The 12,721-nt window shown below is 53.0% G+C and carries 10 protein-coding genes, 1 tRNA gene and 1 pseudogene; 6 read left to right on the top strand and 6 right to left on the bottom strand.

The annotated features are described in order from the left end of the window. Positions 1–279 precede the first annotated feature (279 nt). From ACTTKG_RS05355 to ACTTKG_RS05345, 3 genes are all read left to right on the top strand, one after another. Positions 280–2,808, top strand: coding sequence for a cell division FtsA domain-containing protein (locus tag ACTTKG_RS05355; RefSeq protein ID WP_442673221.1), 2,529 nt, complete (start codon positions 280–282; stop codon positions 2,806–2,808). Between the two features lie 132 nt (positions 2,809–2,940). After that, positions 2,941–3,014 (top strand) — tRNA-Gly (locus ACTTKG_RS05350). Positions 3,015–3,204: 190 nt separating this feature from the next. Further along, positions 3,205–3,402 carry a hypothetical protein gene (locus ACTTKG_RS05345; protein WP_013740619.1) on the top strand — a complete coding sequence of 66 codons (198 nt, stop codon included), beginning with the start codon at positions 3,205–3,207 and terminating at the stop codon, positions 3,400–3,402. A 61-nt stretch (positions 3,403–3,463) separates the two neighbouring features. Here ACTTKG_RS05345 and ACTTKG_RS05340 read toward each other — a convergent pair whose 3' ends face one another. After that, positions 3,464–5,884, bottom strand: coding sequence for a S8 family peptidase (locus ACTTKG_RS05340; RefSeq protein WP_442673220.1), 2,421 nt, complete (start codon positions 5,882–5,884; stop codon positions 3,464–3,466). Continuing rightward, positions 5,862–6,980, bottom strand: coding sequence for an AAA family ATPase (locus tag ACTTKG_RS05335; RefSeq protein ID WP_442673219.1), 1,119 nt, complete (start codon positions 6,978–6,980; stop codon positions 5,862–5,864). The genes ACTTKG_RS05340 and ACTTKG_RS05335 overlap by 23 nt, the downstream gene beginning before the upstream one ends. 312 nt (positions 6,981–7,292) lie before the next feature. Here ACTTKG_RS05335 and ACTTKG_RS05330 point away from each other — a divergent pair, with 312 nt between their 5' ends. The 3 genes from ACTTKG_RS05330 (at position 7,293) to ACTTKG_RS05320 (ending at position 9,444) form a co-directional block, all read left to right on the top strand. After that, a complete protein-coding gene (locus tag ACTTKG_RS05330) occupies positions 7,293–8,099 on the top strand; it encodes a class I SAM-dependent methyltransferase (RefSeq protein ID WP_442673218.1) in 807 nt (268 codons plus the stop codon). Between the two features lie 66 nt (positions 8,100–8,165). Next, positions 8,166–9,257, top strand: a complete 1,092-nt coding sequence (locus tag ACTTKG_RS05325) for a TNT domain-containing protein (protein ID WP_442673217.1) — start codon at positions 8,166–8,168, stop codon at positions 9,255–9,257. After that, positions 9,217–9,444 (top strand): hypothetical protein, encoded by a 228-nt coding sequence (locus tag ACTTKG_RS05320; RefSeq protein ID WP_442673216.1) that lies wholly within the window; start codon positions 9,217–9,219, stop codon positions 9,442–9,444. The genes ACTTKG_RS05325 and ACTTKG_RS05320 overlap by 41 nt, the downstream gene beginning before the upstream one ends. 66 nt (positions 9,445–9,510) lie before the next feature. Here ACTTKG_RS05320 and ACTTKG_RS05315 read toward each other — a convergent pair whose 3' ends face one another. The 4 genes and pseudogenes from ACTTKG_RS05315 to ACTTKG_RS05300 all read right to left on the bottom strand — a co-directional run. After that, on the bottom strand, positions 9,511–10,098 hold the full coding sequence (locus tag ACTTKG_RS05315; RefSeq protein WP_442673215.1) for an MptD family putative ECF transporter S component: 588 nt from the start codon (positions 10,096–10,098) through the stop codon (positions 9,511–9,513). Between the two features lie 23 nt (positions 10,099–10,121). Further along, a complete protein-coding gene (locus ACTTKG_RS05310; RefSeq protein WP_442673214.1) occupies positions 10,122–11,606 on the bottom strand; it encodes an ABC transporter ATP-binding protein in 1,485 nt (494 codons plus the stop codon). A 10-nt stretch (positions 11,607–11,616) separates the two neighbouring features. Further along, on the bottom strand, positions 11,617–12,327 hold the full coding sequence (locus ACTTKG_RS05305) for an energy-coupling factor transporter transmembrane component T (RefSeq protein WP_442673213.1): 711 nt from the start codon (positions 12,325–12,327) through the stop codon (positions 11,617–11,619). A 191-nt stretch (positions 12,328–12,518) separates the two neighbouring features. Then, a pseudogene (locus ACTTKG_RS05300) lies at positions 12,519–12,721 on the bottom strand (transposase); the annotation flags it as partial.

The following is a 12,721-nucleotide window of genomic DNA, read 5'->3' as shown; positions in this document are numbered from 1 at the left end:
TTTGTGGACATTGTGCGCCGCCCTTACAGAAGCCTAACCAATCGGTCTGCGCCTTCGGCTTGACCTCTTGGGGCTTCGCGCTAAAAATTTATAGAAAAATTCCTGTCAGAAACAGGATTCCTCTATATTATTCGCGAAATAAAAGAATTAACCTTCTATAAAACTTCGATAATCCCATTTCCGCGATGAAAATTCTCATAGAATCCGCAGGAAAAGCGTTCGCAAAAATTCCTGCACCCTGCGGAAAAGGAAGAGAACAGCAAGCAAAGGAGCCATTCGATGCCTAGAACAAGAAAGACCTCGGCAAAAGCAGAAAAGTCGGAAGTCCTCGCTGCAGAAGCAGTCATTTCCGAAGCTGCACCTACCGAAGCCAGCCTGCCGGGCGGCGAAGAAACCACAAAAGAGCAAGCCCCACTTGCAGCCGCGCAGGATGCAAAAGAATCGCCGGACAAAGCGGCAGCCACCGCGTCAAGTCCCACCCCTAAGAAGCGCGGTCGGAAATCTGGCACCAAGGCAGCCGCCAAGACGACACGTGCGAAAAGCGCAAAAACTGCCGCAAAAAAACCAACGAAACGCACCGCTGCGAAAAAAGACGCATCTGCAAAAACAACCGCCGAACCTTTGAAACAAAAGCCGCACGGCGAGCCGATCTTCGCGCTCGACATCGGCACGCGCAGCATCATCGGCATCGTCGCCGAAAAGCTCGAAAACGACCAGATGCGCATCTTAGCGACCGTGCGCCGCGAGCACAAGACACGCGCCATGCTCGACGGTCAGATCCACGACGTGCCGCAAGTCGCCGACCTCATCCGCGAAGTCAAACGCGAACTGGAAAAGACGACAGGACCATTGAAGTCCGCCTCCGTCGCCGCCGCCGGACGCGCCCTCTACACCATGACCGCGGAAGCATCCGTCGAGATCAACGGCGTCATCACCGACGAGCAGCAGCGCGCCCTCGATTTCTCGGGCGTACAAGCGGCGCAGGCGAAACTCGCCGGCTCGAAAGACATCGAAGATCCCGGCCGCTACTACTGCGTCGGCTACAGCACGATCCAATACACGCTCGACGACATCCCGCTGAAAAGTCTCGTCGGTCAGCGCGGCAAAACCGCCAAAGCGACCGTCATCGCGACTTTCCTGCCCCGCCAGGTCATCGACTCCATGCAATCCGCCCTGCGGGACGTCGGACTTGAGATGCGTGCGCTGACCTTAGAGCCAATCGCCGCCATCAACGTCCTCATTCCACCGACAATGCGCCACTTGAACCTCGTACTCGTCGACATCGGCGCAGGTACATCCGACGTCGCCATCACGAAAAACGGCTCGATCATCGCCTACGGCATGGTTCCCTTGGCAGGCGACGAAATCACCGAAGCCATCAGTCAACGATACCTCCTCGACTTCAACGTAGCGGAAGACGTCAAGCGCAACTCCGCCGCCGGACGCGAATCGAAATTCACCGACATCCTCGGCACAGAATACGTCCTCGGTCCCTCTGACGTCATCGGTCCCATCATGCCGAATATCCAGAACCTCGCTGACTCCATCGCACGCCAGGTCCTCGAACTCAACGGCGACTCGCCGCAGGCCGTCATGCTCGTCGGCGGCGGCTCGCAGACCCCAGGGCTGCCCGCGCTCGTATCAAAGGCGCTCTCCGTGCCCGAAAACCGTGTCGCCGTGCGTCACCCCGAAACCGTCATCGGCGTTGAGAGCATCCCGGCAGAACTGCAGCGACCCGACGCCGTCACGCCCTTGGGCATCTTGAAGATCGCCTCGATCAACCTGCTGCACTTCCTCTCCGTCTACGTCAACGAGCAGGAAATCAACCTCTTCAACTTCCGTGATCTCACGGTTTCCGACGCACTCTTAAATGCCGGCATCCAACTCAAAAAATACAACGGCCGCCCCGGACTCGGCCTCATGGTCACAGTCAACGGCGAGAAGAAATTCTTCCCCGGCTCGCTTCCCTCTATGGCGATCTTGAAGCTCGACGGCGAAGACACGACGCTCGACACCCTCGTCAAAGCCGGCTGCCGCATCACCGTCGCGCACGGCAAGAACGGCGAGACACCCGAAGTGCGCCTCGCCGACGTCCTGCAAGTCGAGCCGGAATTCCCGCTTGAGATCAACGGCAAAGAAACACGCATCCACCAAGCCGCCTACGTCAACGGCGAAGTCGCCAAACCCGACCGCCTGCTCGCCGACAACGACGTTGTCGAGAGCAAAGAGCCGCGCACCTTGGGCGAAGCCCTAAAAGCCGCCGGCTACCCGCCGACAGGCCGCAAGATCCACTACACGCTGAACGACAACCATGCACAGTACGTCGTATCGCCCGAGATCCTGCTAAACGATGAACCTGCGACGATTTCCGCGCCAATCCACGAAGGCGACCGCATCGAATATCAGATGACCGCCGAGCCAAAACTCAGCGACGTCCTCGACATCTCGCGCCTGCAGGCCGCCATCACCATCACCTACAACGATCAGGAGTACGAGATCCCTTCCGCATCCCTGGAACTTGAAGTCAACGGTCACAAGGCATCGCCCGGCACCTATCTTGAGGACGGCAGCATCGTCTACTACAAACTCTCCGAAAAGAAAGCCACAACCGTCAACGAAGCCCTGCTCGCCGTCGGCTTCGAGCCGCCGCCCGCCACGAGCCGCGTCAGCGTCTCCATCTTCGTCAACCGCCGCCCCGTCGTCTTCACCGACCCCATCAAAAACGGCGACCGCCTCGACATCGTCATCAAGCCGCTGCCCTCCCCCTCCGCCGGCTTCAACAGCAGCGGCACTGCAGCACAGACGTAACCCTTAGCTATACGCACAAACGTCCAATTTGTGGACAAAAATGCACCGCCCTTACATGAAATAACCAATCCGTCTGCGCCCTTTGGGCTTGACTTCTTGGATTTTCATGGTAAAATAAATCTCGTAGTGTTTGCGGGCATAGTTCATCGGTAGAATGAAAGCTTCCCAAGCTTTAGAGGTGGGTTCGACTCCCATTGCCCGCTCCATGCGAGAATAAAGCACTGTCAAAAACGACAGTGCTTTTTTAGTTCAGTATACAGGCGGCTACCTCATTGTGGATGAGCTTGAGAACTATATAAACAAAGCGCTCGTGCGTATGATTACGAACATCTTCAAAAATGAGCGTATCAACCGTGCCTGATTTTTTCTACGCACTATGCGGAAATCCTCGATTTTATGGATCGCAAGGACAACATCTACATCACGCGCCGCAATCGAACAGATGCCTCTATCGAACTGCTGAACTACGCATCCGAGATCAAGCGAAACGATGTCAAGAAGAGCGATGTAATCCTCCTCCTGCCGCTCTACGCAGAACGCTTTCCAGTTCATAACATCTATACGCGCCCCAAAATCGAGATACTGCTGATATGAGGATTCAGAGCCGCCAAAGATGATTCATCTGCGAAGTTTGAGTATAGGTTCTAACATCTCATCAAACAACATACTGCGAGATCTCATTCTTAAGTTTCACATCTGAATATACAAATCCTCCATCTTGAAGCTGCTGCGTTACTTCATTATATACGGGTGCTTTTCCCTCGGGATCTCGGATCGTGAGCAGAATGCAAAACTCCTGCTCTATTTTTTCTCCATTTTCTCTGAATTCTCTTTCGATCGCTTCGCGGCAAAGCATCTCTATCTTCATATACCACTTGCGATCTTTCCCAAGTAGCTTTTCCCTTTCTCCGGGTTTCATTTCATCGAGATCAATCGCATATTTCTTGATCGGGTGAAACTTCTTTCCATACCGTAACAGTGTCCTTTCTCTTGCGAATATTTTCTCCTCTGTCGCACCAAGCACTTTTCTACTGTAATAGTCTTCCCTCAGTAGGTTTGCTCCATTTTCTGCGCCAAAGGGGTTTATGACTGTTCTTTTCGTGATATCACGTTGCTTGATACCCGTCATCGTTCCAAATCCTACACTGATATCCGACTGGCAGTATTCTGGTCCTTCCGATGCACGCAGAATTGGTGAACTAACTACAGTAAGCGTAATCTGACCTCGATAGAAGCCATCATCACCAACCAAACTCTTCGGAAAGGGGAACTCCAAAATGTTGATAAACTGACTTTTAAGAAGTGAATCCCGTAAAATCAGCGTGATCTCATGTTCTGTGTTATACAGAATATTCCGCGTTCCATGCGGCATTCCGAACCCCATGAAATTTATTTTGTCTTCCATTTTCATGCGTTGTCCTGCGGGATAACCAGCATTATGAACCATGATTGCTTTGATGAGCAACGGGTCGAAATCCCCCGCCAAGAGATGATTCAGATCTGCCGCAATGCGTGCAATCCACGGCGTGGAAAAACTCGTCCCTGTTGCACGCGCAACAACTCCAGTACGATTGAGAACTCTCACCCCCGTCGTTGTAGCCGTGCCATCCGGACGTATTCCCGCATTGCCTCCGTAGGCGACAAGATCTGGTTTGATGATATAAGCAGGTCCCGGTCCGCATCTTGTAAACGGTGACGGTGTATCCACCTCAGCGAGATCATATTGTCCTTTCTCTCCCGCAATGGAGCCAACAACGATTGCTCTGACGGAATCCGCCATCTTTGTTATGCACTCATGTTCCCCGCCTCGTAAAAAAGCAGTGCTGTTGCCGGCAGACTTGATAATGAGTACATTGTTCTCATCAGCAATATTGTCTAATGCCATACCATATTGTGAAAACGTCTTTTCAGCACACTCTTCAACTGTCCCGACAGACATCGTCCAGATCTTGATGTCCCTGTGCCGTTCAATGGCATCTCTGACATTATCAATAATATCCTCCGGATAAACAGTTTCTTTCCGAAGATCAGGGATAACGACTGCCTCCATCATCATGACACCAGCTGTTACAGTATCGTTAGTACCATTGAGCTCATCGCTGTATTCTATTACGGACGCCACCATAGAGCCGTGCCCTCTATCCTGATAGAGGTCTTCATAATATGCCTCCCCTCCCATTAAAATCCATGGTGCCAGGTATCTGTTCCTTTCGATTCCACTGTCAAGAACACCGACAACAGGATATGTTTCACCTTCTATTGGCTGTTTTGCTATCGGTACGAGCGTATCGTCAATGGAATCCATATCCATGCGAATCGGGATCGCCTCTTCAATCGAGAATATGCCTTCAAAGCCAAGCACTGTCTCCATATCGATAGCGCTGTCGAGCGATACACGGTACAGATTCATATCCGCAGCGTATCTGATCTCCCGTTCAATTTTTATCCCATGTGCGTCACATTGTTCCTTGAACATTTTTTGTACCAGGGTGTTTTTATCCAAATCCCGATAATCGATCAGACTGATACGATACAGGTGATTGTTTGGGTTATAATCGACACGTTGCGCTGTAAACGGCTCAATTTCTGCAATCGTTGAAATCAGCTTGGCAAAATTTTGTGTATCCTGCAGTGTGTACTTGATTTTCAAGATGAGCTCTTCTGTAGTTACTACGGATAGAAGCCGCCGCGTTTCTTTCGGCTTCGTCGACTCTTTGTCAGCTTCTGCTGTATCGGGGGACGAAAGTTCATTACCCAGCACAGCCGATGTAATACCGATGACATTGGCCTTTTGATCGCTGTCGAGAAGGGCGACTACCTGCCCACGATGTGACTTTGCAATCGCGTCCTCTACAATCGTAGTCGCAACGACCATTGGGAGCTTTTGCTTTTCCCGTTTATGTGCTGCAAAGGTGGCCCCAACCCGCGACATATTTGACACAAGCTGCCTGGAACGGCGCGTAAGCGCTTCACCTTGCAATACCCATGGCGGCATCGTCGCACTGCCACCGCCTTCCGTACGCTGTTCGTCTCTTTTTCTTTTTTCAAAGAACTTAATTGGGAGCCATCTCTCCATGTTTACACACTCCTTTCCCCAGGTAGTTTCTAACCTGCCTCTCCGAAATCCCAAAGTGAGCACCGATCACTTTCTGTGTCACACCATGCTCGTTCAGATACTGTATCATGTCATACTGGCTATAGTTCCCATGATTTTTGAACAGAAATACTTCCATAACGTAATCCAGTATTCCGATCTCTTCTTTTTGATGAAGCACAGCCTTTTTCAGCATGTTTTGAACGATATCCTTGATGTCGGAATATGATAGCCCTGCCATTGTTCCCAGTATGTGTTTCCACTGTGAATCGGTAATACTCGAATCATCCACAATCTCAGAAAATTGCCTGATAAATCTGCGGATTTCATCACGCTCCGGCACAGGAAGTTCAATGACGGTCTGAAACCGCCGCCAAACTGCTTTATCGAGCATACCTGCGTGATTCGTCGCCGCGAGGAGTATGCCCTCCTGCGAGAAATCATCGATGTTCTGTAGGAGACTGTTCACCACCCGTTTAAGCTCACCGAGCTCATGTACGTCATCTCTGGCCTTTGCAATCGCATCAAATTCATCAAGGAATAGAATGCATGGCTGTTTTTTTGCGTATGAAAAAATGCGATGAATGTTCTTCGCCGTATTCCCGAGCAGTGATGATATGAGCGTGTCAAATCGTGCTGTGACAAGAGGAAGCTTTAACTCCGAAGCAAGGTATTTTGCTGCGCTTGTCTTCCCACAGCCAGGAGGTCCGTAAAGGATCAGTGTTGTCCGGAGATTCAACCCCATGGATATCATTTTATTTTTACTTTGGATTGTATTCCTGAAGTCATCCAACGCTGCCTGAACCGATTTGCTGAGAATAATATGATCAACAGATGGCGCATAGTCGATCTCCGCAATATCGAGGCGGCTTTCCTGATCTACTGGCAACGTTATCAATGTGTCCATAACTGCCTGACTTCCGCCCACACGATTCAATGCAGACAGAATACGTATGCTCCCCATGTTTTCCCCGTCAGCCTCCATCTTCTTTGCAAGGAGACGGGAATAACTGGCGACTTTGACCGGATCCTTTCGCATTCCTGATTCTATGATTTTTATGATTTCTGTATAGTACATAGGCACCTCCTTTGCTACAATCTTATTCTATCATCAAGATTTCCTATTTTCAATATTTTTGTTATTTATTTTATAAAATCGTCTATTTTTACATATAAAACGTCATTTTATTCTAAAAAACAGACTAAACGCTCATAGAATCGCACCTGTATAGGTAATAGCTTTTATGATGCCCTATAAGTAGTGAGCAGAGAAAGTGCGCATGTATCCCATCCATCGCTCATAAACGCCCTCTTGACATAGATGAACAAACATCATAATATGTTCATAGATGTTGAGATTCTATATCAATTATTCATAAGGAGGGCTTTTATGAAAACAAAACTCAGCGGGGTTGCGGAAACCTTGCTCATTCCGCTGTGGGCGCGGGCAGTGGAAACGAAGCGTGCGAATGGGCTGATTCAAGACGAATTCGCGGTGCAGCTCGTCGAGCAGATCGACTACGACTTCGCCAAATTCGCCCGTGCCAAGCACTCGCAAACAGGGGTCGCCGTGCGCAGTTACATTCTCGACCATGAAACGAGGGCATTCATCGAAAAGCACCCCGATGCAGTCTGCATCAATCTCGCCTGTGGTCTTGACACTCGTTTTTATCGCGTAGACAACGAGCGAATCGACTGGTACAACCTCGATTTGCCCGACGTCATGAGCTTGCGACAAAACCTGCTCGCAGAAGAAAATCCGCGCGTACACGAAATCGCTGCTTCTGTTTTCGACTCCGACTGGGTTCAAAAAGTCGAGCATACAGGCCGCCCCGTCCTCATCCTTCTGGAGGGCGCCGCCATGTACTTCACGGAAGAAGAAATGCGCCGACTCTTTTCCATGCTCGCCGAATCCTTCGCCGACGCATCCATGCTCATCGAGATCATGCCGCCCTTCATCATCGGTCAGCAAAAACGCCACGACTCCGTAGACACAAAAAAAGCCCCTTTCCAATGGGGCGTAAAGAGCGGCAAGGAAATCGAAAAACTCCATCCCGCCATCACTTTCCTCAAGGAGCAAACTTTCTACGAAGGATTCCGCCGTCGCTGGGGCTTGTTTGGCGCTCTCTCCGTGATTCCGTGGTGGAACAACAACTGCAACGACAAGATCGCCTGCCTGCACTTTGCCGCTCATTGATGGCGCGTAAAGGAAGCGCTTTTTAAAAATTTTCCATATTTCTTCACAACGACAGAGAGGTGTCTTATGAAAACTAAATCCATCGCACTGCTGCTCCTCTGCCTGTTTCTTCTTCCCATCTGCGCTTCTGCGGCAGAGCTTGACGCGGATGATCTGACGCTCGGCGGCATTCATCTCGGCGATACATCTGCCGATGTCGAGCGCATCTACGGAGCTCCCGTACGCATCCGAGACGGGGCGCAGGGGTTCTTAAACGGCGCAGTCATTCCGCTTCGCACCTGTGACTACGGCAATACCCTGCACGTTCGCTTCGATCTGGCGGAGGACCGCGTCTATGACGTGATGATCGGCGCGCCAAGCGACGACCTGTACGATACGCAAAGCGACGACGCAGACACCGGCATCACGACTGCACGCGCCATCCATATCGGCAGCAGCCGCGCTGACCTTGAAGCAGCCTACGGCACACTGCCCGCCCCCCTCGTCGATCACAGAGCGCCGCCGACCTGCGCGTATATCTATGCAGGAACAGACGGCAAGCTCGCCTTCTACGTCACACCCGAGCGCAGCCTCACCATCCACGCGATTCATCTCATCGCCGAAAAACGCAGAAAAGCTGCGCAACCACGCACTCCTGCCAACACGGAAGAGCCGTCCGAGCATGAGCAAATGCGCCGGAACTTCCTTGCACCGAGCGATGCGTTCCTCGCTGAACTTGCCGCAGAGCAGTCGCTCCCCTACACCATCGGCAAAGAGGGCGCCTCGCGCTTCTATGCAGACAACGGCCGCCCTATCTATCCCGCCAATGACGGCGCCGTCGGGCACATCGCCACGATCACCCTGCGTGCAGGAAGCGTCATACTGACGCGCTACGGCGCAGCGACGGGACGCTACGTCTCGCCCGCAGGCACGCCCTTCGAGCAGCGTGCGCTGCCCACGACGACCGATGAAAGCGACTTCCATACCTACATCGTATGCAGAAACATCGAGGGCGTCGAAAAAGGCAAAATCGCCCCGTGGTTCGGTCAAGCGGGCGGCGGCATCCAGTACAAGCTGCCCGACCGCATCTCAAACCTGCTCGACGGCGCAGAACCGTTCTTAGAGGAGGTGGAAAGCGATGACCGTGCGCGATCTGGAGCCGATTCTCAAGCGGCATAACGTGCCAAAGTCGCACTACTCCCTCACAGCAAACGACGAGCCGCTCGCCGAATCCTATCTGTGCATCCGCACAAGCCCCGCCAACGCCATCCATATCGTCGAGCGCAACCAAATCACCATGCGCCGCACCTTCGCCACGGAAGACGAGGCATGTCGAGCATTCCTCAAAGAATTGCGCATCGTATAAGCACACAAAAGCGCTGCTGCGCGGAACAAAGCCGTTCCATGCAGCAGCGCTTTTTGCATTCTAAAATTACGCCAGCTCCTTCAAATGCTTCTTCAATACTCGCTTGCCTAGATAAATGCCGATGAAGCCGCCCGCGAAAGCGATTGCCATGCCTGCCAGCAAGAACCAGCCCGTACTGTGTGCGACCATCCGCTCGATGAACTGCATATCCATGCCCGCCGCCTGCCACTTCTCCATATTCTGCTCCAAAAAGAACAGCAACGGGATCGCACCGCCAAAAACGTAGGCACTCTGAATCAAACCGTAGCCGACCGCCAAGACCGGCGTCTTGCAGCCGAGCCGATGGACGACGAGATCGACGACGAAAGCCGTCGCCGTGACCGTACCGACGAACGGCACATACATCATGCCCGAAAAGCCCGCGAAGAGCGCCGTGCTGATACCGATGAACAACGTCAGTGCGCCGAACTTCGGGATCTTCTTCACGACGAAAAGTACGATCGTACCGAGCAGTACACCGATGACGGCGGGACTCAGTGCGTGCATCATCGGCGCCATCAGCACGGTGAGCGCACCGATGCCCATGACAAGTACGCCATAGACCGCCGCCAAGATACCGATCAGAACAAAATCACTGATTTTCCATGCGTTCATTTATTTCTCCTCCAAACTTCCATTCATTCGCCAAAACGCCGCAGCCGCTCCGTAAACACGCGCTTGAGCGCCCCGTCCTCACCCAAGGGAAAATCCTCGGCAATCCGTCCGTCCTCAAGCAAGACGACGCGATTGCACGAGTTCATGATAAACTCCACATCGTGCGTGATGATGACAGCCGCGCGCTCCTCCCCCGTAAATTCACGGATCAGCGAGCAGACCGTTCGCATATTGCGATAGTCAAGACCGCTCGTCGGCTCGTCGAAGATGCCGACGCGCTTGCCCAACAGGCACGCGCCGGCGATGACGAGCCGCTGCTTCTGCCCCATCGAGAGCCGCGTCGGATGCTCATCGAGCCAGGGCGTGAGGCGAAAATCCGCCAGCGTCTTATGGATGCGCTCGTCGATATCCGCCACAGCTTCTGAGCCAAGCAGGAGATCGTTGTAGACACTCGAACCAAAAAGCTGAAAATCCACATTCTGCATCACATAGCTGACGGCGCGGTAGCGTTTGCCGCCGGGGATCGCTTCACCCGCCGCGCGAACCTCGCCTGCACGCTCCTTGAGAAGACCGCAGATCACCTTCGCGAGCGTTGATTTGCCGCAGCCGTTTCGCCCCAGGAGAGCGACGCGGTCGCCTGCATAGATGTCCAGAGAAAGTCCCTGCAATACATCCTTGCCCTGCGCATAGCCGAAGGAAATCTCTGCAAGCGACAAGAGCGGCGCAGCCGTCCTCTTTGCAGGCGGCTGCACAGCGCCCGTCTCGCCGAAGAGATCGACGCCGCGCACACCCGCCTCATGCAGCGCTTCGTTCGTCAGCGCCGATAGCGCCGCCCCCTCGTACACACGATGAATCGTGCCATCCTGCATGAGCAGCAGTCGATCCGCGATGCCGCAGAGATAGTACAGACGATGCTCGGCAACGACAATCGTGCAGCCATGCGCCTTGAGCAAGACAAGCAGATCGTGAAGCTCCTCGATCGATGGATAATCGAGATTTGCCGATGGCTCGTCCATGAGCAGAACATCCGTCTTGAGCATCAATGCCGAAGCGATCGCGATTCGCTGCTTTTCCCCGCCCGAAAGCGCAGAAAGTCTGCGCCCCAAGAAGCGGTCGAGCCGCAGCATTTCCGTGACAGAGCGCAGACGACGCTCAATCTCTTCCGGCTCAACGCCGAAATTCTCACACGAAAACACGAGATCGGACAAGACATCGAGGGTAAAAAACTGATTGTCGGGATTCTGAAACACCGTCGCCGCCATGCGAGAGATGTCGCCGATACGCATATCGCGGCAGTCCTTGCCGTCAAGCATCACCTTGCCCGCCGTCTCCCCCTCGTAAAAGTGCGGACAAAGCCCGTTGATCGAGCGCAGGAGCGTCGACTTGCCGCAGCCACTCTCACCCGCAACGACGACGAGCTCCCCGCGACGAATCGTGCAAGTGTTGCCGCAGATGCTCCGCCGTCCCTGTTCCTTATATTGAAAGCCAACATTTTGCAGATCAATCATACGATTTCCCTCATACGAACGCACATAAAACGAGCGAAGCTGTTGAAGCGGCAAGCATCGCCGCATCCTTCGCCGCCAGACGCACATCGAAGTACGACGTGCGCCGCGTACCGAACGCATAGCCCTTGACGAGAGCCGCGCCCGAGAACTCCTCCGTGATCTTCTCGCTGCGGAACAGCATCGGCACGATCAGGTACTCGATTGCCTTCATCGGATGGAGCGCGACGAACTTCAGCGAGATCGGAATGCCGCGCAGACGCATAGCATCAAGGATGACGCGAAAATCCGCTGCCATCGCCGGCAGATAGCGGATCATCACGACGATGCTCAAGACAACGCCTCGATGCAGATGCAGTCGATCGAGCGCCGTCGTGATCTCCGCGATATTCTTTCCCTCCTTCAGCGCAAATCCGAGTCCGACGAAAGGATACACGCGCAAAGCGAGGAAAAGCACCATCTGTACCAAGAATACGACGGCATTTTGCACCCCCATCGCAAGCGTCATGCCAAGCGCATACTGCACCGCCGCGAGAGCCGCAAAACCAACGCTGTACTTCACTGTCCGCCGCCATGCGCCCGTATCCGCCAAAACGACGGCAGAAAGCACGAAGGAACACAGCAGCACAGCCTCTGATCCGGAAACGATCAAGAAGAACATCAGCAAGATATTCAGATATAAGATCGTACGAAAATCAAACATCCTTCGCTTCTTCGTCAGCATCAAGCATGACCTCTTCCCCAAACAAAATTTAAATAAGGCAATAGATGAAACCATCCATCGCCTTATTCATTGTATCAACTTTTTCTCGTATTGGCAACCATTCTCTTTCTTAAAAGGACAGTATACTCGGGCAGGGTTTCCGTGCCGTTGCTGCCGAAGAAGGACTCCGCTCCGAACTTCACGCTGTCGGATCAAAGCAAGCTGTGCATTCTGCCAAGTTCCTGCACGCGCTCCGTGGAGAACTTCGATATGCGTGCAATCGTCTCAAGCGGCAGCTTGTCACGCAGCATCTCCAAAACAATATCGACTTTCCCCTGTTCACGTCCACGTTCCATGCCGCGCTCCATGCCACGTTCCATGCCTTCTTCAAAACTGGCCTCTTCGAAGTCTTTTT

Source organism: Selenomonas sp. (assembly GCF_052169755.1).
Taxonomy (GTDB): domain Bacteria; phylum Bacillota; class Negativicutes; order Selenomonadales; family Selenomonadaceae; genus Selenomonas.
The sequence above is the reverse complement of the archived record's forward strand: the minus strand, read 5'-3'. Positions and strand labels throughout refer to the sequence as shown.

What these genes read in the sequence shown, in the direction of transcription:
- ACTTKG_RS05355 (WP_442673221.1), top strand. Translation starts at nt 280, where the DNA reads ATGCCTAGAACAAGAAAGACCTCGGCAAAAGCAGAAAAGTCGGAAGTC.
- ACTTKG_RS05345 (WP_013740619.1), top strand. Translation starts at nt 3,205, where the DNA reads ATGGATCGCAAGGACAACATCTACATCACGCGCCGCAATCGAACAGAT.
- ACTTKG_RS05340 (WP_442673220.1), bottom strand. Translation starts at nt 5,884, where the DNA reads ATGGAGAGATGGCTCCCAATTAAGTTCTTTGAAAAAAGAAAAAGAGAC.
- ACTTKG_RS05335 (WP_442673219.1), bottom strand. Translation starts at nt 6,980, where the DNA reads ATGTACTATACAGAAATCATAAAAATCATAGAATCAGGAATGCGAAAG.
- ACTTKG_RS05330 (WP_442673218.1), top strand. Translation starts at nt 7,293, where the DNA reads ATGAAAACAAAACTCAGCGGGGTTGCGGAAACCTTGCTCATTCCGCTG.
- ACTTKG_RS05325 (WP_442673217.1), top strand. Translation starts at nt 8,166, where the DNA reads ATGAAAACTAAATCCATCGCACTGCTGCTCCTCTGCCTGTTTCTTCTT.
- ACTTKG_RS05320 (WP_442673216.1), top strand. Translation starts at nt 9,217, where the DNA reads ATGACCGTGCGCGATCTGGAGCCGATTCTCAAGCGGCATAACGTGCCA.
- ACTTKG_RS05315 (WP_442673215.1), bottom strand. Translation starts at nt 10,098, where the DNA reads ATGAACGCATGGAAAATCAGTGATTTTGTTCTGATCGGTATCTTGGCG.
- ACTTKG_RS05310 (WP_442673214.1), bottom strand. Translation starts at nt 11,606, where the DNA reads ATGATTGATCTGCAAAATGTTGGCTTTCAATATAAGGAACAGGGACGG.
- ACTTKG_RS05305 (WP_442673213.1), bottom strand. Translation starts at nt 12,327, where the DNA reads ATGCTGACGAAGAAGCGAAGGATGTTTGATTTTCGTACGATCTTATAT.